Origin of the sequence: Ekhidna sp. (assembly GCF_964218185.1) — a bacterium.
Classification (GTDB): domain Bacteria; phylum Bacteroidota; class Bacteroidia; order Cytophagales; family Cyclobacteriaceae; genus Ekhidna.
In genome coordinates this window covers 1-20,812 of sequence record NZ_CAXPLV010000008.1, presented here as the reverse complement: position 1 = coordinate 20,812, position 20,812 = coordinate 1, and the positions used below count along the sequence as shown (strand labels likewise).

General features: G+C 38.4%; 15 protein-coding genes, 1 tRNA gene and 1 rRNA gene. 11 read left to right on the top strand and 6 right to left on the bottom strand.

Annotated features, from left to right (window positions below; genetic code table 11):
* The first annotated feature begins 43 nt into the window (after positions 1-43).
* The 4 genes from ACEQZT_RS12770 to ACEQZT_RS12755 all read left to right on the top strand — a co-directional run bounded on the left by ACEQZT_RS12770 (position 44) and on the right by ACEQZT_RS12755 (position 9,197).
* Positions 44-3,292 carry a SusC/RagA family TonB-linked outer membrane protein gene (locus ACEQZT_RS12770; RefSeq protein WP_370089833.1) on the top strand — a complete coding sequence of 1,083 codons (3,249 nt, stop codon included), beginning with the start codon at positions 44-46 and terminating at the stop codon, positions 3,290-3,292.
* Between the two features lie 19 nt (positions 3,293-3,311).
* Positions 3,312-4,778, top strand: a complete 1,467-nt coding sequence (locus ACEQZT_RS12765; RefSeq protein WP_370089832.1) for a SusD/RagB family nutrient-binding outer membrane lipoprotein — start codon at positions 3,312-3,314, stop codon at positions 4,776-4,778.
* A 187-nt stretch (positions 4,779-4,965) separates the two neighbouring features.
* A complete protein-coding gene (locus ACEQZT_RS12760) occupies positions 4,966-8,508 on the top strand; it encodes a S8 family serine peptidase (RefSeq protein ID WP_370089831.1) in 3,543 nt (1,180 codons plus the stop codon).
* An 8-nt stretch (positions 8,509-8,516) separates the two neighbouring features.
* Positions 8,517-9,197 carry a hypothetical protein gene (locus ACEQZT_RS12755; RefSeq protein WP_370089830.1) on the top strand — a complete coding sequence of 227 codons (681 nt, stop codon included), beginning with the start codon at positions 8,517-8,519 and terminating at the stop codon, positions 9,195-9,197.
* An 18-nt stretch (positions 9,198-9,215) separates the two neighbouring features.
* Here ACEQZT_RS12755 and ACEQZT_RS12750 read toward each other — a convergent pair whose 3' ends face one another.
* Both ACEQZT_RS12750 and ACEQZT_RS12745 read right to left on the bottom strand, forming a co-directional pair.
* Entirely contained in the window at positions 9,216-9,446 is a 231-nt protein-coding gene (locus ACEQZT_RS12750) for a Kazal-type serine protease inhibitor (protein ID WP_370089829.1), read from the bottom strand.
* A gap of 13 nt (positions 9,447-9,459) precedes the next feature.
* Positions 9,460-10,827: an outer membrane beta-barrel protein gene (locus ACEQZT_RS12745; RefSeq protein ID WP_370089828.1), complete on the bottom strand. Its 1,368-nt coding sequence runs from the start codon at positions 10,825-10,827 to the stop codon at positions 9,460-9,462.
* A gap of 18 nt (positions 10,828-10,845) precedes the next feature.
* Between ACEQZT_RS12745 and ACEQZT_RS12740 the strand changes: the two genes are divergently transcribed.
* Positions 10,846-11,265, top strand: coding sequence for a 6-pyruvoyl tetrahydropterin synthase family protein (locus ACEQZT_RS12740; RefSeq protein WP_370089827.1), 420 nt, complete (start codon positions 10,846-10,848; stop codon positions 11,263-11,265).
* Positions 11,266-11,532: 267 nt separating this feature from the next.
* Positions 11,533-12,129 carry a hypothetical protein gene (locus ACEQZT_RS12735; RefSeq protein WP_370089826.1) on the top strand — a complete coding sequence of 199 codons (597 nt, stop codon included), beginning with the start codon at positions 11,533-11,535 and terminating at the stop codon, positions 12,127-12,129.
* On the opposite strand, the gene clpX is transcribed toward ACEQZT_RS12735, so the two are convergent.
* The 4 genes from clpX to ACEQZT_RS12715 form a co-directional block, all read right to left on the bottom strand.
* On the bottom strand, positions 12,126-13,355 hold the full coding sequence (gene clpX, locus ACEQZT_RS12730; RefSeq protein ID WP_370089825.1) for an ATP-dependent Clp protease ATP-binding subunit ClpX: 1,230 nt from the start codon (positions 13,353-13,355) through the stop codon (positions 12,126-12,128). The two genes, ACEQZT_RS12735 and clpX, sit on opposite strands and share 4 nt — an antisense overlap.
* 6 nt (positions 13,356-13,361) lie before the next feature.
* Positions 13,362-14,030, bottom strand: coding sequence for a ClpP family protease (locus ACEQZT_RS12725; protein WP_370089824.1), 669 nt, complete (start codon positions 14,028-14,030; stop codon positions 13,362-13,364).
* Positions 14,031-14,120: 90 nt separating this feature from the next.
* A complete protein-coding gene (locus ACEQZT_RS12720) occupies positions 14,121-15,437 on the bottom strand; it encodes a trigger factor (RefSeq protein ID WP_370089823.1) in 1,317 nt (438 codons plus the stop codon).
* 83 nt (positions 15,438-15,520) lie between these two features.
* Positions 15,521-15,602 (bottom strand) — tRNA-Leu (locus ACEQZT_RS12715).
* A gap of 97 nt (positions 15,603-15,699) precedes the next feature.
* Between ACEQZT_RS12715 and ACEQZT_RS12710 the strand changes: the two genes are divergently transcribed.
* The 5 genes from ACEQZT_RS12710 to ACEQZT_RS12690 form a co-directional block, all read left to right on the top strand.
* The gene (locus ACEQZT_RS12710; protein ID WP_370089822.1) at positions 15,700-17,904 is read left to right on the top strand and encodes a bifunctional (p)ppGpp synthetase/guanosine-3',5'-bis(diphosphate) 3'-pyrophosphohydrolase; all 2,205 of its coding nucleotides are present in this window, start codon (positions 15,700-15,702) and stop codon (positions 17,902-17,904) included.
* A 26-nt stretch (positions 17,905-17,930) separates the two neighbouring features.
* Positions 17,931-18,386, top strand: coding sequence for a Fur family transcriptional regulator (locus tag ACEQZT_RS12705; protein ID WP_370089821.1), 456 nt, complete (start codon positions 17,931-17,933; stop codon positions 18,384-18,386).
* Positions 18,387-18,409: 23 nt separating this feature from the next.
* The gene (locus tag ACEQZT_RS12700) at positions 18,410-18,748 is read left to right on the top strand and encodes an STAS domain-containing protein (protein ID WP_370089820.1); all 339 of its coding nucleotides are present in this window, start codon (positions 18,410-18,412) and stop codon (positions 18,746-18,748) included.
* A 4-nt stretch (positions 18,749-18,752) separates the two neighbouring features.
* Positions 18,753-20,018, top strand: coding sequence for an adenylosuccinate synthase (locus tag ACEQZT_RS12695; protein ID WP_370089819.1), 1,266 nt, complete (start codon positions 18,753-18,755; stop codon positions 20,016-20,018).
* A 477-nt stretch (positions 20,019-20,495) separates the two neighbouring features.
* Positions 20,496-20,812: ribosomal RNA gene (locus ACEQZT_RS12690) — 16S ribosomal RNA — on the top strand; the annotation flags it as partial.

The window sequence follows — 20,812 nt, the reverse complement described above, 5'->3', positions numbered from 1 at the left end:
TTCGGGCTTTATTAAATTAATGTTAAACGATTAACTAGTTAGTATGAAGAGGATTTTACTACTAAGTTTTGCGTTCTTAACTGTTGTTGCTTTTAGTGCAATGGCGCAAAGAACGGTTTCTGGTAAGGTCACCGATGATTCAGGTGAATCTCTGCCAGGAGTGAATGTTGTGATAAAAGGCACAACTACTGGTACAACTACTGACCTTGATGGTAATTACCGTCTCTCAGTAGATGAAGGAGCTACTTTGGTTTTTTCATTTGTTGGTTTTGAAACTCAGGAAGTTCAAGTTGGTGCTAGATCGACTATTGATATTTCTATGGGGGGAGCTACTGAGCTTCAAGAAGTAGTGGTTACTGCATTGGGCTTCCAAGAAGATCGAAATAAAATTGCATCTTCTTCATCCCAGGTAGGTGGAGCCGACATCAAAAAATCAGGAGAACCTGGAGTAATTCAATCATTAGCTGGTAAAGCTTCTGGTGTTAGAATTACTAAAAACTCTGGAGATCCAGGTTCTGGTGCTTACATTCAAATTAGAGGACAAAGTTCAATTACAAGATCTTTGCAACCTCTTATCGTTATTGATGGTGTTCCTATGACCAATAGTGAAATAGGTAACAATACAGGTGGTGTTCACCAGCAATCAAGACTAAATGACTTAAACCCTAACGATATCGAGAGTGTTCAAATTCTTAAAGGAGCGTCAGCTTCTGCTCTTTGGGGTTCAAGAGGTTCAAATGGTGTTATTGTTGTAACAACAAAGAAAGGTAAGAAAGGTCAGGTACAGGTACAGTACACAGGTACTTATTCCGTTGATAAGATTTCTTACAAACATGATCTCCAGACTAAATATGGTAAAGGAAGTGGTGGTAATGCTGCAACTGGAACTAGTACAACTGGTAACTCTTGGGGTGATAAAATTGAAGACAGAGCTGGTGGAGCTGATGAGGTTGACACTTCTGGCCAATACTTTGAGGCTGAAGATGGTTCTCTCTATTATCCAATCATTACAAAGAATGATAACTCAAACTATGAGGAAAGTAACTTTAATAGTGTTTTCCAGAATGGTAACTATTTTGAAAATAATATTTCCTTAAGTGGCGGAGGAGACAATGGTACATTCTATCTGAGCTTCTCAGATATGAACCAAGAAGGTATTATTAGAAATAACTCTGACTATAGAAGAACAACAGGAAGATTGAATTCAACAATGCAATTCAACGATATGGTTACAGCTTCAACGAAAGTAACTTATTCGTCAATTACATCCAATAGAATTCAAACTGGATCTAATACTAGTGGTTTATATCTAGGATTTTTGAGAACTCCAGCTGACTTTGATCAGAGAGATTATAAGGGAACATACTATAATGCAGCAGGTGTTCCTTCTTTCAATAGACAAAGAAGTTATAGAAGACAAATAGGAAACTCCGCAAGTCCTATTTACGATAACCCGCTTTGGGTAATCAATGAATTTACAAATACGAGTGAAGTAGATCGTATCATTGGATCATTCCAAGTTGATGTTAAGCCAACCGATTGGTTGACATTAATTGCAAGAGTAGGTGCTGATCACTATTCAGATAGAAGACTTACTGTATTTCCAATTAATTCAGCTGCTAATGGCGGTAATGGATCTGCAACAGATAACGTGATTACTGAAACGCAAACGAATGCAGACTTCATGGCAAGAATTGCAACTAACCTTTCTGATGATTTAACTGGATCATTTATTGTTGGTATGAATCTAAATCAGAGACAGTTCTTGAGCATGGGCGGTACATACCAAACATTCATCTTGAATACTGAGGCAGTTACATTTGCTAACGCAACTGATAACAATACCTTCCCATTCACAGGTGAGTCTAAAGTAAGGACTTCTGCAGGGTATCTAAATGCTAATTTCGGATATGATGATACTTATTTCTTAAACTTGACTGCTAGAGCGGAAAATTCTTCTGCTTTTGGTGATGCTTCTAAGATATTTGTTTACCCATCCGCTGAATTAGGTGTGTTGTTTTCTAATTTGATTGACGTTCCGGTTATTTCAAATGGTAAATTCAGAGCAACTTATGGTCAAGTGGGTCTTGCACCTGCGGCCTATACTGCAGATAACTATTATGCTTCTGCAGCATTCGGCGAGAGTTGGGGGCCAGGTGCGAGTGCTTCTGCATATGATGGTTCATTTATCCGAGATAACACTAGGGGTAATGAAGCTGTCGAGCCTGAGAAGAAAACTGAGTTTGAGGTTGGAGTTGACTTAGGATTTGTAGAAGATAGATTCAACCTGTCAGCAACTTATTATCAGAATAAAGTAGAAGGTGCGTTGTTTTTTGTTCAAACTGCTGCTTCTACTGGTTTCACTAACCAGTACGATAATGCTGCTACCCTTGAGAACAACGGTATTGAATTAGATTTCTCTGCAAACGTGATAAGAACAGGCGATTTCAACTTCACAGTTGGTGGTAACTGGTCTAAGTACGAAAATACTGTAACCGATTTGAGTGGTACTGAGTCATTATTCTTGGCTGGATTTACCGGTACTTCTTCAAGAGCAGTTCTAGGTCAAGCAGTAGGTACTCTTTGGGGAGGTAGATGGGATCGTGATGCAGATGGTAACCTAACAGAAGGCCCTGTGTCTGGATTCCCTCAGCAAGCATTGGATGAAGGGATTTTAGGAGATCCTAACCCAGATTGGATGGCAGGGTTGAACTCAACTGTATCATATAAGGGATTCTCTTTGTTTGTGTTGGTTGAAACCAAGCAAGGTGGAGACATGTGGGACGGAACTGATGGTGCGCTTCATACGTTTGGTAGAGCACTTCAAACTGCGAATGAAACAACTGTTTCTGCTGCTGATGCTGCAACTATTACTAATTATGCAGGAAATCCTATCACAGCGTTTGGAACTGATAATGGTGATGGAACTTATACTTTTAGAGGAAATCTAGAGGATTTTGGTTTTGGGACTGTTGCTCTTGATGAGGCTTGGTATTCTTCTCTTGGAGGTGGTTTTGGGCCTGTAGGAGAGCAATTCGTTAAGGACGGTTCTTGGACTAGACTGAGAGAGGTAACCTTGGCTTACAATTTCCCATCTTCAATCGCATCTAAGCTTAAGATGAATAATCTGAGAGTAGCTGCAACAGGTAGAAACTTGAAGATTTGGAGTAAAGAGTACTTTGGTGTAGATCCTGAGTCTAACTTGACTGGATCAAGTAATGGACGAGGACTCCTTTACTTTAACAACCCGGGTACACAGTCTTATGTGTTCACTTTGACTGCTACTTTTTAATTAATAAAAGAAGTTTAATATGAAAATTATAAATAGAATTTCGATAGTATTATTACTAGGAGGAATATTCGCATGTGAAAGCTTCACTGAGGATTTACGAATAGACCCGAACAGACCTTTGGATGCTGATGCAACAAACATGATTCAGGGTCCTATGGTGGCAAATCAGCTTTTTCATGCAGGCGAGGTAGCCCGTTTAGTAGGGCTGTGGACCAATCATTTTACAGGACAAGATAGACAATATGTCGGGTTGAATGACTGGAATACTACGGCTTCAACTGATTTTGATAGCCCATGGGGTACAGCATATTATGGAATTATTACACAGTCAAGAATTGCAGCAGACAAAGCTATAGCAGAGGGTAATCCAGCTTTAGCTGGAATCGCTCAAGTTTTGGAAGCTCATGCAATGGGAACAGTAACTTCTCTATGGGGGGACGTTCCTTTTACTGAAGCAGCGGATGATACAAATCCGAACCCTGCGTATGATTCACAATCTGATGTGTATACTGGTTTGCAGAATCTTCTCGATGATGCAATAACTAATTTAGCTGCTGGTGGTCCTGGAATTAGCTCAGCTAAGGATATTTTCTACGGTGGAAATTTAGCTTCTTGGACTGAATTAGCTTATACTTTGAAAGCGAGGTATTATTTGCACACTGGCGATTACGCCGATGCAGCTACCAATGCAGCTTTAGGTATTAGTTCAGCTGCGAATGATATGATTGCTGATTTCGGCGCTGGATATGGTACAAGTTTTAATCCATACTATTCTTTTTTAGTATATGACAGATCAGGCTATATGGGTGCTATGGATGCATATGCACCAACAATTATGGATCCAGATGGAAATTTTGCTAATACGTATGGAGGAGCTAATCGAAATCATGCAAAACATGACGAGGGTGCTAGATTTTATTACTACTACGAGCCATTTGAATACTATACAGCTGGGTATGAGCCGAACTTTTTGAATGGTTTCGATTGGGGTTGTCAGGATTGTGGAAGATTTGGTGAGGATTTCCCTTTAGTTACTTATGGTGAGACACTTTTAATTATAGCAGAAGCAGAAGCTCGACTTAATGGGTTATCTGCCGGTGTTACAGCATATAATACTTATCGAGCATTGATTAATGGTGGATATGGATTTACAACCAATTTGGGTGTTACGACATGGGATTTCCAAGCATATGTTGATGCTGATTTTAACCCAGGTGGTTTAGAAGATCCAGGAAGTACTGCGTCCTCGCCTGTTAATGCGCTTTTGAGAGAAATATATGAAGAGCGATATATATCATTAGCAGGTACTGTAGAGCCATTCACAGATTTAAGAAGGACTAATAATATCGCTGAAATTCAGTTGAAGAATTTTTCAGGAGTTCCACAGCGATTGATTTATCCTCAATCTGAAATAAATACTAATACAAGTACGCCAAGTCCTCTACCGGATGTATTAACGGCTACAGAGGTTCATGGAGGATCATGATTTAAATAGCATTTAATTTTAAAGGCTCATCAATGCTTGATGAGCCTTTTTTATTTTAATTTTATGATTCAATTATAATTGAAGTATGAAGAATCTTTCTAGCCTAATAATATTTTTTTGTCTCTTGTCCGCTTCCTATTCTCAGGATAAGAAGCGGACTTTAGTATCCCCAGACATTCTTCCTAACATGCTTGTTGTTAAAACAAAAGCAGGTTCACCACAAGACCTAAGAAATAGACTTGTTAGTGTTCCAAAGTTCTTAAGAATAGAAAATTTTAGGCCTGGAATGATTTCCCATGCGAGGAAATTAAGCTCAAGGTTGGATAACATCTTTATAGTTATTTATGACTCAGAAATAGATCATCAAAAAGAAATACAGAATATTAAGTCAAAGTTGCAAGTTGAGTATGTTGAGCCGATCTTTCTTAGGAAGATGCAATATCAACCTGGCGACCCATTAAAATCCCAGCAATGGCATTTGGATAACATTGAAGCTTATAAGGGATGGGATGTTGTACGAGACGCTAGAGATATAATCATCGCCATCGTTGACTCAGGTGTGGAGCTAAATCACTCTGATCTAAAAGATCAAATTTACACGAATGATGATGAGATCCCTGACAATGGAATTGATGATGATGAGGATGGTTATATAGACAACTATTTGGGTTGGGACTTTGTAGGGGCTAGTATTAGTGATATAATAGATGCAGGAGCACCAGTAAATTGGGCTGATTGGGAGGATAATAATCCTAATACAAGTGGAAGCGATCATGGTACGCATGTAGCAGGAATCGCATCGGCTTCTTTTGATAACGGTGTTGGCATAGCTGGAATAGCTGCTGGAGCAAAAATTATGGCATTAAAATGCGGCGAGGATGCCGGAGGAGATTATTCAACATCTATTTTGAGAGGTTATGATGCAATAGCTTACGCAGCAGAGCAAGGAGCGCACATAATCAATTGTTCATGGGGCGGGCCAGGCTTTAGTCAATTCGAGCAGGATGTTATAAACTATGCGACTGAGTTAGGAAGTTTAGTAGTTGCCGCTGCAAGTAATGATGGGAATGACGAATTGTCTTACCCAGCTTCATATGATAACGTCCTTTCTGTTGCAAATGTTAATGTAGAAGATAGAAAAAATTTCTCCTCCACATACAACTATCAAGTAGATGTTTCAGCACCGGGTACTGATATATATAGTTCCGTTTTTAATGGACAATATGGTACAAAGACTGGTACATCTATGTCTTCCCCTGTTGTTGCCGGTATGGCTGCATTAGTAAAAAAGAGATACCCATCTTATAGCCCAAGTCAAATAGCGGAGCAAATTAGAATCACCTCTGATGATATTTCAGAGAACACAGGTGGGTTTTCAAATGAACTTGGTAAAGGAAGAGTAAATCTATTTAGAGCATTGACTGAAAAGTCAGCTGCAATTAGAGTTACGGATTTTGATATAAACAACTCAAATCTTCAGGCTGGGGATATAGTTACTTTGGATCTGGAGTTTACCAATTATTTGGAACCGATTTCTGGTTTGGAAGTATCCATAGTTGAGAGTAATAATCATGTGGAACTTATAAATTCTTCATCTATAATTGGTTCCTTGGGTACAAATTCTTCTACAAGAATCGATGATCAATTGTCTTTTAAAATTTCCGATACAGCTCCTGAGAATCTTAAGATTTTACTTCGATTTGAGATTTCTTCTCCATCAGGATTTATGGATTGGGACTCTTACACATTGGTAGCAAATAGGTCAATTGTTAATGTTTATACAGATGAAATTTCCACCACCATTGCCAGTAATGGTAGACTTGGGTATTTGCAGCCTTCTCAAGAACCCTTAGGATTAGGGTTTATTTACAATAATGAAAACTTACTTTATGAACTTGGCTTTTTGGCTAGCAATGGTACTATTTTGAATAGCAGTGTTAGAAGCGATGCTGGTAATATTGATAATGATTTTAAAAAGGACGTCAAAGCGTACTTAATAGATGATGATGAAATACGGAAATCAGCTATTCATGTAACAGGGACATTTGATGATACTGGAGCTGACACTCCTTTAGGCCTCAATTATACTTATAATATTTATGCATGGGAGTCACCTGAAATTAATGAATTTATTATAGTAGAATACGAGATTGAAAACTCATCAGTCAGTGATATTAGCAATTATTACGCTGGTTTATATTCCGATTGGGACGTTGGAGATGATCCTGCAAATAATTTAGCAGAATTTGATAACCAAAGAAAAATGGGACTCATATCATCGCAAAATGGTTCAATCTATGCGGGAATAGCACCTCTTACTAATTTGGGTGAGGCCAATTATTTAATAGTAGATAACGCAGACTTTACATTTTCATCTCAAAATAATATTAATGGGTTAACTGGGGGGCTTCAGAATTCTGTGATTTCCTCGCCCAGCGATGTGAGCGGTTTCATAGGATTAGGCCCCTTGAGTATTCCAGCTGGAGAAAAAATAAAAATAGCTTTTTTTGTTGGCGGAGCATTGGGAAGTGAGGGAATGCTATCTTCATATGACACTGCTGATTATCTTTATAATACGACTCTTTCAATTGAAAGAGTCCCTTCAGAATCTTTCGATGTTTGTTATGGGACATCTGAGGATATATCTATGGATGGATTTAGTAGTGTAAGATGGTATGATAGTTTTGAGGGCGGTACTCTTTTAGGTGAAAATGAAATCTATTCAACAGGTAATTTAGTTGATGATAAGGTTGTGTATGTGTCCAATGTTGTTGGTGAAGACGAAAGTGTTAGAACTCCAATTTATCTAAATGTTTTACCAAAAAATGATGTAAGTACTCCTGATGGAAATGTAATATGTGACGGGGTTGCAATTGAGTTGATAGCTTCAGAAGGGGATGAGTATCTTTGGAGTAACGGAGCTATTACAAGATCAATAATTGTTACGACTCCCGGAGATTACTCGGTATCTGTAACCGATACTAATTCTGGATGTTCTTCTGATAGTGAATTAATAACTATAGGTGCATCGACTACTCCTTCTACTCCTTCTGTTGTATCCATTTCTGGATTTTGTTTAGGAGATGATGTAACATTAAGTGTTGAAAATCCTGATGAATCGCTTGAATACTTCTGGTCAGGCCCTTTTGGATTTGAAAAATCAGGATCAATGATTCAAATAGAAAGTTTTGATTCATTTAACGTCGGAACATATTCTGTTACTGCTAATGATGGAGGGTGTCAGAGTGGTGAGTCATCATTGGTTGTTGAGCCATTGCTTTTGAAACCTGAAGTTCAGCAGAATATTTCTGAATTGACAGTTGATGTCGTGGGCGATGCTTATCAGTGGAAACTAAATGGAATAGATGTTTCAGGTGCAACATCTGCCACCTTTTCGCCGACTCAAACAGGTTTTTATACTGTAGCTGTTACTTCAGGAGGATGTACTGTTATAAGTGAAGAGCTATTTTATGTTGTTTTGAATTTGAATGAGGATGATGAAGAATTTCTGATTTATCCTAACCCATTCATAGACAATCTCATGTTAAATCTAACAGAACAAAGAGCAGAAGTGCGCTTGTTTGATACCAGTGGAAGGGAATATCTAACCAATTTAAGAAGATATAATGGTAAGGTTTTGCTAAACGGGAGTGAGTTGGCAAGTGGAGTTTACTTTGTTCGTATTGTGTCTGGTGACAATGTGAAATCTATTAAAGTTATCAAAAGATGATTTTTAGAATGCTTACATGGCTTTTAGCCATAATATTTGCTTTACAGTCATATTGTCAACAAGACTTCAGTATTGGCACAAGGGGAAATGTGGTAGTAAATAGATCTCTAGTGCCTTTTCTTGAGGATAGGACTATAAATGAGTCAGACTTTAATCCGTGGCTTTGGGATGGAAATCTTCCAGGTCAGATAGGTTTTTCGTCATTCAACTCTGAAGGTTTATTGAAATTTAACTATCATAAAAATCTTCTTCATGCTACCATTTCTGGTTTAGATCAAGTTTATGGTCTCAATCAGATTATGAGATTTCAAGTTGAAGTTGACTCCTCCGCAAGATTTTTTGAACGAGTGAAATCTGATAAATTAGAAACCAATATGACTTTTTTGGAAGTTGTAAAAGTCACCAGGGATTATGAAATCCTTGTTGAACGAGTCATTAAAATTTTAAAAGGGGACTATAATGCTGTATTGGGTGTTGGAGACAGGAACATCGTTAAAGAGTACAATATTCTTTACCTAAGAGAAGGTGACGTTTTTAATAGGTTTAGATCATTCAATAGCCTTTTCAAACTTTTAGGTAATAAGAATGAGCTAAAAGAATATGTCAGGGAAAATGAGCTTCAATATTCACTTCAATCATCAATTGAAATAATAGATTTTTTTGCAGAAATAAATGGAACCCTAGATTAAAGGAGGAGTATCTATTCGTTATTCTGATTCACATTCTCCTTTTGTCCACTTTTGAACTCCATTTCTCTTAGCTACACAATCATTGGAGTATGTTTTTCCATCACATCCACATACTGGGATATATTCTTGAGTGCAGTTCATTTCGAGAGTAGGTTTCTTGATGCATTCTTCTCCGCTCGAATAGTTTTGTTTTGTCTTACAAGCAGTAGCTATTGAAAGCCCAATAGCTACGAAAAGCACTTTTCTCATTCCTTTTTGATAATCATTTAATAAGTGAATAATTTAATACAAATTCAATTCTATTATAGTAGGATCCCAAATCTTTTGTTTTTTGACCAATCCCAATCATTCTTTCCATACGTAACCTAAAATCCATGTTATCATAGTTCGTGCCTATACTTACATTTAATCCAGGACTAACTTTGTTAATTCCACTTTGAATAGGATGTTCAGTTGTTATTTCTACTCTGTTTGAAAATTCTCTTCTTTCTGTTTTGGATGAATTGTCCCCTATTAAGTAATTAAATGAAGGTCCTACTTCAAAAAATAATGGAATTCTCTTAGCTTGGTAATGTAAGGAAATAATGGAACGAATGTACTGTAGATCAAATACTGCTTCAATATCAAATTCGGTTATACCCTGTGTGAAATTATAGTTATTCTCTGACTTGAATTTCGAATAGAGAAATTCACTGTGGAATGATAGTTTACTTTTTGGATTCAATAAATCGAAGAAAATACCAGCTGAAAAACCTGAGTGCTTCCAGTCTGAATTTCTTAAATAATCATAGTTGATATGTGAGATTGGATAATCGAACGACAGTGTGTTAATGTTCCATCCAAAAGAAGGACCAAGAATAACTTGCATCTTTGGTAGACTTGTTTGGTAATGTGGTTTTATACCTCTACACTCATAATATCTTTCAAATAAGCTTAAAAGGCTTTTAAGAGAATATTTTAAATTCTCATAATTTTTAGATGAGATTTTGCAGTCTGAAAAGTAGTACGTCAATTGACCAATAAACTTATTGTTTTCATTTGAAAATCGATGAGTCAGTTCAACTCCAACATTGGAGGTGCCCTCTATCAAGTAAATCTTATAGATTAACAAGATAAATTCGCCATTCTCAACAATGTAAAAGTTATCAATTCCATTTTCTGTTCGATTAAAATAAAGGCTTTTTTCACCAGCGATTAGTCGTTGTAGAAAAACTACCTTTTTAGTAATTTTTAGATCATCGCCAGTATCAATGCTATTAATATTTCGAGTACTTGTTTCAAGTTCAACACTCTCACTTACATAATGTTTACTCATTACTCCAAATGCCTTAATTTGAATGGGTTCAAATTCTGTTGCGTTTGAATTCTCGTCATAAAAGAGTATTTTGGTAGGTGTTGAGTCCCAGACAAGGTAGTCTATGTGGCCTTTTAGTGTATCATATTCTTGTGTAACGATATACCCAGGTTTTAGATTTTTTTGTGCGAATGAGTTGATTAAGATAAAGAAAATGCAGACGATGTTTAAAATGGACTTCATGTATTTTTTTGCTGTAAAAGTATTCTTTTTTGTAAAGGAAATTAGCTCCCCCCACTGATAAAGCCTGCATATAAGTAAGAATTGCAGTTTCATCACTCTATTTTTGTTGCAATGCCAATCATCCTTCAAAAGCACCACTTCAACGCGGCTCATAAACTCTTCAATCCAAACTGGTCTGATGAGAAGAATGCTGAGGTTTTTGGCCCCTGCGCCAATGTTAACTGGCATGGACACAACTTTGAATTGATTGTGGGAGTGAGAGGTGATCCAGATCCTGAAACAGGTTATGTTATCGATCCGCAGCAATTAAGTAGCTTGGTTCAGGATGAGATCATAGAAAAGGTTGATCACAAGAATCTGAATCTAGATGTTCCTTTTATGTTTGGCAAGATGGCTAGTTGCGAAAGCCTGGTGGTTGAATTCTGGAAGATACTCCAACCGAAGATTCAAGAGGTAAACTCCAATGCCAAACTCCACCGTTTGCGTCTTTATGAGACTCCTCGAAACTTTGTTGATTATTACGGTGAGTAAGTGAGATATCTGGTTTATTCTGAGAATAAGATTTGTTTTAGGCTGTCATCCCTGTTGATAGAAGAGTTGAACCGATTTGACATTAGGAGTGAGATAGCTGAAGTTGACAGTATTAAAGCATTAAAACAAAATTTAAAGTCTTTTCAACCTGGTCTTGTTATTCTTCTTGGGGGAAGAAAATCCATAAAGGCAATTCGATTAGCAGAGCGAAAGGGCATTAGATGCTGTTTCTTTTATATGTCGATATTGGATTCATATCCCAATCTCATGACTTCTTCAAAAAGCAAGAAAGTTTATCAGGACATGCCTTCGGTTGATCAGAAAGATGATGGAAAGGGTAGTTTGCTCTCTGACTTAATCCGAAAGTCGGATCGAACAGATGAAATTGATACCAAGGCTCAAATAGCCATTTGTGGATCAGTTGTTAGTGGTGGTTTTATTGAAGGATTAACGGATAAGAGAACCAATTATAAGTTCCAATTCATTGATTATTCTTCAAATCTTGATAGTGCAATCAAGCAGATAGGACAGGCAAATGCCGTTATTGCTTTAGATCAATTTGCAAATGCCTTGGCCGCATTGTCCAACGTACCTTTGGTGAATGTTTACAGGACTGGGTTACTTCGAAAGGTTGCAAACAAGCAGTCTTGCATCAATGGGCTTCTTAAGGATCAGACAGTGAAGAATCTTCCGATGAGTAACAAAGAAGCAATAGCAAACGAACTCGACTTGATACTTTCAGATCATCACTACAGTGCAGGTATACTCGAAAAATATCAAGTATTTAGAGCAAAGGTTGGCAATAGACCTTTTGCGAGACAGGTTGCCCGTGAAATTGTTGAATGGCTAGAAGAGGAAGATTAAGCTGCTCTCAGCTTATTGAACTTCGATTTCTCAAACTTCTCAGCCGCATATGCACGGTCAATTATGATCTCCTTGATATCTTTATTTGAAGGTAATTCAAACATCGCATCCGTTACGATTGCTTCACATATGGATCTCAAACCTCTTGCTCCAAGCTTGAATTCCATTGCTTTATCTACAATGTATTCAAGAGCATCTTCCTGCAAATCCAGTTTTACATCTTCCATTTCGAAGAGTTTAGTGTACTGTTTTACAAGCGCATTTTTAGGTTCTGTCAGGATTTGCTTGAGTGCTTCTGTATTTAGCGGATCAAGGTGAGTTAAGACAGGCAAACGTCCTATAAGCTCCGGAATCAAACCGAAACTCTTGATGTCTTGAGCTGTAATGTATTGCAGTAGATTATCCTTATCAATTGCATCAGTTCTAAATTCATTATCATTTGCAAAACCAATTGGCCGTGTGTTTAGACGATTTGCAATATGTCTTTCAATACCATCAAACGCTCCTCCACATATGAATAGAATATTCTCGGTGTTGACATTGATCATCTTTTGATCCGGATGCTTTCTTCCTCCTTGCGGTGGCACGTTTACGGTAGTTCCTTCAAGTAGTTTTAGTAATGCCTGCTGAACACCTTCACCACTTACATCACGAGTGATAGATGGATTGTCCGATTTACGAGCAATCTTATCTATCTCATCGATGTAAACGATACCTCTTTCAGCTGCCTCTACATCGTAGTTTGCAGACTGAAGAAGACGGGTCAAAATGCTCTCCACATCCTCTCCAACATATCCTGCTTCAGTAAGCACGGTGGCATCAGCAATACAAAAAGGGACCTGAAGAATCTTAGCTAATGTTCTTGCCAGGTATGTTTTACCAGTTCCGGTCTGACCAACCATGATGATGTTTGATTTTTCAATAACCACATCATCTTTATCGACTGTCTGCATCAATCGCTTATAGTGATTGTATACAGCCACTGATATATACTTTTTGGCTTCATCTTGCCCAATCACAAACTCATCAAGGTGCGATTTCATGTCCGCTGGCTTGATGAGTTTGAAGTTTGGACTATCATTTTCAGAAGTAGTTTTCAACTCCTCATTAAGAATCTGCTGAGCCTGAGCTATACATTTATCACATATGTGTGCATGTATGCCTGAGATCATCAGATCTACATCTTTCTTATTTCTACCACAAAAACTACAAGTTACCTGAGCCATGATTTTTTATTTTTTCTCTAGCACCTCATCAATGAGGCCATATTCTTTTGCTTCTGATGCGCGCATCCAATAGTCACGATCTGAGTCTTTTTCAATGTCTTTGATCGATTTACCAGAATGCTTTGATAAAATTCCGTATAGATCCTTTCTCAGCTCTTGCATTTGCTTGAGGGTAATCTCCATATCTCTAGATTGACCCTGCATTCCGCCACTTGGTTGGTGTATCATCACTCGTGCGTGAGGGAGAGCTGATCGCTTTCCAGCAGCGCCACCCGAAAGCAACACTGCCCCCATAGATGCAGCCATTCCAGTACAAATTGTTGCTACATCCGGATTTACATACTGCATGGTGTCATACATACCCAATCCTGCGTAAACAGAACCACCAGGGCTATTTATGTAAAGCAAAATGTCTTTCTTAGAATCTACAGACTCAAGAAACAAAAGCTGTGCAGTAATAATATTGGCAATATTTTCCTCTACCTGCATACCAAGGAAAATAATCCGATCCATAATCAAACGTGAAAACACGTCAATTTCTCGGAAATTAGTTGGTCGTTCTTCTATCACCGCGCGGGTCATATTCTCAACATGCTGAACATAGCTATCTACTGTAGTTCCGCTTATATTTTGGCCTTTTACGGCAAATTTTCTGAATTCCTCAGTATTTATCATTTCAAAAAGTTAAAGTATAAGGTGTAAAAATAAAAAAGTCCCGTGTACAGGACTTCTTCAAAACTCAAAATGATATTATTTGGTTCAAAATCAAAGTTTTCTGAATTCATCAAGTGAAACAGTCTTTTCCTTCACTGTTACCTCGCTTTTGATATAATCAAGCACTTTCTTCGATTGAACCTGATTGAAAACTTTCATATAGTTCTCACCATTCTCTCCCTGTAAGTAGTTGTTAGCAAACGTGTCCAACTGATCATCCATCTGATTCCCAATGCCTGAGCCGGCAAATTGCTTTTTGATCAGCTCTTTTGCTTCATTAATCACATCTTCATGCTCCACCTTTATTTCCTGATTTTTCACAATCTGATTTCTGATAAGTGACCACTTCAGTTCTTTCGCATACGATCCATACTCCAACTCCATCAATTCAGGAGTGATGTTGTCATTCGTTTTTATGAGCCACTCCTTCAGAAACTCATCAGGAAGATTGATTTTAGCGGACTCAGTTAATTTTTCACGAACCTGGTGATCAAAAAACTGCTCTGACTCGCCTTTATAATTCTGAGAAACAATCTCCTTTACTCGATCTCTAAAACCAGCTTCATCTTTGATTGTGTCTTTTCCGAAAGTCTTATCGAATAGCTCCTGATTTACAGGAGCAAGCTTGTAGTGATTGATGGCTTTTAAAGTGAATGTCAACTTCTTCAATTTCTTGAATTCATCTTCATCCATCCTCAACTGATTTTTCAAAACATTTTCGTGCTTGAAACTCTTTTTAGGATCAAGCTCCACTTCCGTTCCATTCTTGATCCCAACCAGCTTTTTCAAAATGCCTTTTTCCACGTCTCTAAGATCAATACTGATCTCTTGATCAACAGCACCATCTTTAGACTTTACCTGACCATAAAGCGTGTCTTTTTCAGAAGAAACTTCAGGATTTTCCATTTCCCCAAACTGACGCTGCAGATTTTCGATAGTTTCATCTATTACCTTATCGTCTACATTGATAAAGTACTTTTCCAGCTTCACTTTCTTGTCAGCTTTCACCTCAAATGGCTCAGCAAATCCAATTTGATATTCAAACTCAAATAACTCCTGGTTTTCCCAATCAAACTCCACATCTTGCTGCACAGGAAGTGGCTCGCCCAGAAATTGAGTTTCACTCTCCCTTAGATAGGTATTTAGTTTTTCTGAAACGAGTTTGTTGATTTCGTCTACAATAAGTGCATTGCCGTACATTTTCTTAATCATGCCAGTAGGCACTTTCCCTTGTCGGAATCCCTTAATGTTTGCAGTCTTGCTGTACTCTTTGATTTTTTGATCTACTCCAGGTTGAAAATCAGCTCGGTTTACGCTAATTTTAATTACACCTTGTGTTTTTCCGGTTTTGTCAAAAGTTATATCCAACGTACTATTGTTTGGTGTTTATAAAATAAAAACCCTCTTACTCGTCCCGTATATCGGGTCTCGGAAAGAGGGTTGTTTTTCAGTGCGGATGGAGGGACTCGAACCCCCATGCCTCGCGGCGCTAGATCCTAAGTCTAGTGCGTCTACCAATTTCGCCACATCCGCAGTTTTCTTTGCTCGAACTTTTTCTTGCCCTGAAAATTGGAAGGCAAAAGTAGGTAATATTTTTGATTCAACAAGGGATTAATTTTGTAAAATTATTATGGTAGTAGAGGAAGATTTAGAATCAGAAAAAAAGGAGATAATTAGGCGATACAGGCGCTTACTCAGAAAGGCTAAGCCAATATTGAAAGATGGTGATGCCAAAATCATAAAAAAAGCTTTTTATACTTCGATGGAAGCGCACAGTGGGATGCGTAGGAGATCTGGAGAGCCTTACATTTTTCATCCGTTAGAGGTAGCAGAAATCTGTGTTGCTGAGATTGGGCTTGGCACTACTTCCATAGTAGCTGCTTTGTTACACGATGTTGTTGAGGACACAGACTATGAGCTGGATGATATAGAGAGATTATTTGGAAAGAAGGTGGCGGTCATCATTGACGGGCTCACGAAGATCGCGGGGGTGTTTGATCATGGAAGCTCGCAGCAGGCCGAGAATTTCCGAAAAATGCTCCTAACACTCTCGGATGATGTGAGGGTGATTTTAATAAAGCTCGCAGACAGGCTTCACAATATGAGGACGCTGGAAAGTATGCCTCGCAATAAGCAGCTTAAAATTGCTAATGAAACCATCTACTTATATGCACCGCTCGCCCACCGTCTAGGTCTTTATGCTTTCAAATCAGAGTTAGAGGACTTGTACCTGAAATACAGTGAGCCAGAAGTTTACAATGACATTGCCGGCAAGATCAATGAGACCAAGGACTCCAGGAATAAATTTATTAGAAACTTCATCAAACCTATAAAGGATAAACTCAACTCTCTTGAGGTTGAGTATGAAATCAAAGGACGACCTAAATCCATCCATTCTATTTGGAGTAAAATGAAGAAGCAGGGGGTTCCCTTTGAAGAAGTTTATGACTTGTTCGCTGTAAGGATAATATTGAATGTGCCTTATAAAGAAGAGAAGGCGCTGTGCTGGCAGGTCTATTCGTTGGTCACGGATTATTATCAGCCCAATCCGGACAGATTAAGGGATTGGATTAGCATCCCTAAGGCAAATGGTTATGAATCACTTCATACAACCGTAATGAGTGATACTGGAAAATGGGTCGAAGTGCAGGTACGAACAAAGCGAATGGATGAAATCGCCGAAAAAGGATACGCAGCTCATTGGAAATACAAAGATGGAAGAGCCACGGATGAAACAGGACTTGAAATGTGGATTTCCAAAGTGCGCGAGATTCTGGAGCAGAATGATGGTAATGCTATTGAGTTCGTTGATGACTTCAGATCCAACCTATATAGTGATGAAGTTTTCGTATTCACTCCAAAGGGAGATTTAAGAACTTTACCCCAGGGAGCCACAGCTCTTGATTTTGCGTTTGATATACATACAGAGATTGGTGAGCACTGTTTAGGAGCCAAGGTGAATCAGAAGTTGGTTCCATTAAACTTTGAACTAAAGAATGGCGATCAGGTTGAAATATTAACCTCAAGCAAGCAAAAACCAAATGAGAGCTGGCTGCAATATGTGGTAAGCTCGAAGGCAAAGTCAAAAATAAAGGATGCTCTCAAGGAAGAGCGAAAGGTGTTTATAGATGAGGGTAGAGAAATCGTCAAGAGAAAACTGAAGCAGCTCAAGATCGATTACAAACAAACTGTCCTTGAAGAAATCGCTCACTACTTCAATGTGAAATCGGCCTCTGACCTGCTTTACTTGGTGGGTACTGGTAAAATCGATCACTCCCTTATTAAATCATTTGTCAAAACTGACAAAGTAAATTCCAAACCTGATGCTAGAGTACGGGGAGCTAAGGAGGTAGAAGAAAAACTTAGCAGGGTTAGAAAAACAGATAGCGACCTGCTATTGCTTGGTGAGGATTTGGATATCATCGATTATAAGTTTGCCAAGTGCTGCAATCCAATTGCCGGAGATGATGTATTTGGTTTCGTTACGGTAAGTGAAGGCATTAAAATTCACCGGACCACATGCCCCAATGCGGCAGAGCTTCTTTCTAATTATGGCTATCGCATCATTAAAGCAAAGTGGGCATCTTCAAGAAAGCATTCCTTTGAGGCCACACTCTCTATAATAGGTACGGATAGACTTGGCTTGGTTAGTGATGTGTCAAACATCATCTCAGAAGAACTGAAAGTAAATATGCGTTCGCTCTCAATCAACACCGAGGGTGGAATCTTTGAAGGCATTATACGCTTATATGTGGAGGATACCTCACATTTGGACATGCTTGTGAAAAAGCTCGAAAAAGTAACTGGGGTTGTCAAGGTCAGCAGGTCAAATTGATCAGATGCTTAAATTATATTTGCAATATGCAGGGACAGAATATTATGGAAGAGGTAAAGAAGATTTTTCAGGCACACCTTGAAAACAAGAATCTTCGAAAAACCCCCGAGCGTTTTGCAATCTTGGAAGAGATATATGTGCGGGAAGGCCACTTTGATGTTGAGTCTTTATATGTAAGTATGAAAGACAAGAACTATCGGGTGAGTAGAGCCACTGTTTATAATACGCTGGATTTATTGGTTGATTGCGATTTAGTTACCAAACATCAATTTGGTAAAAACTTGGCGCAGTTCGAGAAAGCTTACGGTTTTCGTCAGCACGACCACCTTATATGTACTGATTGCAATAAGGTTCATGAATTCTGCGATCCACGCATTCAGAATATACAAACTACCGTTGGTCAACTTTTGCAGTTTAAGGTGATGCACCATTCGTTAATTCTGTATGGAGCATGCCAAAAGGAAAACTGTGAGAATAGATAGATCATATTATTAAGAATAAATAAATGAAGTATACCCAGGAATTAAGCAACGGAATTTTAAAACTCAACTTCAGTGGTGATTTAATTGGTGAAAACAACGGACCGGAAGTGGTTGAATTGGCCAATGATGCTATAGCAGATGGTATCACTCATTGCTTGCTTAATATTTCGGATGTTCGATACATCAATAGTAGCGGGATAGGAGTTCTCATCACCCTTTTGACGAAATTCAGAAACAAAAACGGCGAACTCTACATTATCAATCCATCAGAGCATGTAAATAAGCTTCTTATTATGACAAAACTTCAAGCAATATTTAATATTGCGGAATCAGAAGAAGAAGCACTCCAAAAAATCAAATAAGTAGATGTCAAAAGTAGATGTACTCTTAGGTCTTCAATGGGGAGACGAGGGTAAGGGTAAAGCAGTAGACTTTCTTGCTCCTAAGTACAATATAGTCGCACGTTTTCAGGGTGGTCCCAATGCAGGACACACATTGGAGTTCGACGGAAAAAAACACGTACTCCACCAGATACCATCGGGAATCTTTCATCCGGAGATACTAAATGTAATTGGCAATGGAGTGGTAATCGATCCGATTGTCTTTGCTAGAGAGATAAGGGATCTGGAACCATTTGGAGTGGATGCTTCCAAGACACTGATCCTTTCCAACAAGGCTCAGCTTATTATACCGACACATAAGTTGATTGATAAAGCATTAGAATTATCAAAAGGGGAGGAAAAGATCGGATCAACGCTGAGAGGTATAGGCCCAACTTATCAAGACAAAATTGGTCGGCACGGACTCAGGATAGGAGATATTATTCATAAGGATTTTGATGTCAAATATCAGAAGTTGAAAAAACAGCATTTATCGCTATTATCAACACTTGAATTAGATGATGACTTTCATCAGCAAGAACAGGAATTCTTTAAAAGCCTGGATCTTATGCGAAAGTTCAAAATTCAGAGCACTGAATATTTGATCAACGAATCATTAAAGTCTGGAAAAGATATTTTAGCAGAAGGAGCACAAGGAACCTTATTAGATATAGACTTTGGTAGTTATCCGTTTGTCACAAGTTCCAATACCACAACGGCTGGTGCTTGCACAGGACTGGGCATAGCTCCAAACCAAATCAATGAAGTCTTTGGTATTTTCAAAGCATATTGCACAAGAGTAGGTAGTGGCCCTTTTCCCACAGAGTTATTCAATCAGGAAGGGGAGGATCTGCGAAGATTGGGAAATGAGTTCGGTGCAACAACAGGACGTCCACGAAGATGCGGATGGCTAGACATTCCTGCTCTAAATTATGCATGTATGCTTAATGGAGTAACCCAGCTCTTCATGATGAAGGCGGACGTACTATCAGATGTCACTCCGGTTAAAATATGTGAGTCTTACAATTCTTCAAACGGAATTATAAAGGAATTTCCATATATATGGGATGACACATTCTCTCCAATATTTAGAGAAGTTCCATCTTGGAAATTAAATGGAGTACCTGCTTACAGCGATCTTCCGGATAATCTTCACTCATTTATTCATTCAATTGAGCAATCTGTAGGGGTCCCAATACACCTAATTTCCTTAGGACCAGACCGTAACGAAACGGTCCTGAAAAAAAGTTAGAAAAAAGCATTTTTCAACTTTGCAAAATCACTCCTTTAGTTATCTTTGCATCCCGCTTCGGAAAAAAGATTCCAGCTGAGATGTTTACTAGGTGATCAAGAAAATTTATTGAAAAATAAATGAGATCAAACTTGCGAGTGTAGAAATTAAAGTTCTATCTTCGCGTCCCCGTTCGAGATAAAGATCACAACGGGTTCGTAAACACGGAAAAGACTTCCTGAAATAATTTGAAAATTTTTAAAAATAATTTTTCAAAAATCTTGCCCGGATAAAAAAGATGTTCTTATCTTTGCATCCGCTTTCGCAGGGAGGTCAGACACAGAGCACTAAAAAACAGTCTTTAAATGCTCTCTAAGCTTGAAAAGTCAAGCAAAAGTTCTTTGAACGGATGTTGTTATGTAGCAATTTAGTTCCAACTTAAGTTTTATTATTTGAGTAATAAGTAGCTAGGTTTAAACAGTACATTAAGATTTATATACAATGGAGAGTTTGATCCTGGCTCAGGATGAACGCTAGCGGCAGGCCTAATACATGCAAGTCGAGGGGCAGCACGGTTTTCGGACTGGTGGCGACCGGCGCACGGGTGCGTAACGCGTATACAATCTACCCAGTACTGGAGGATAGCCCGGGGAAACTCGGATTAATACTTCATAGTATCACAGATAGGCATCTTGAAGTGATTAAAGATTTATCGGTATTGGATGAGTATGCGTAAGATTAGCTAGTTGGTGAGGTAACGGCTCACCAAGGCGACGATCTTTAGGGGTTCTGAGAGGATGATCCCCCACACTGGT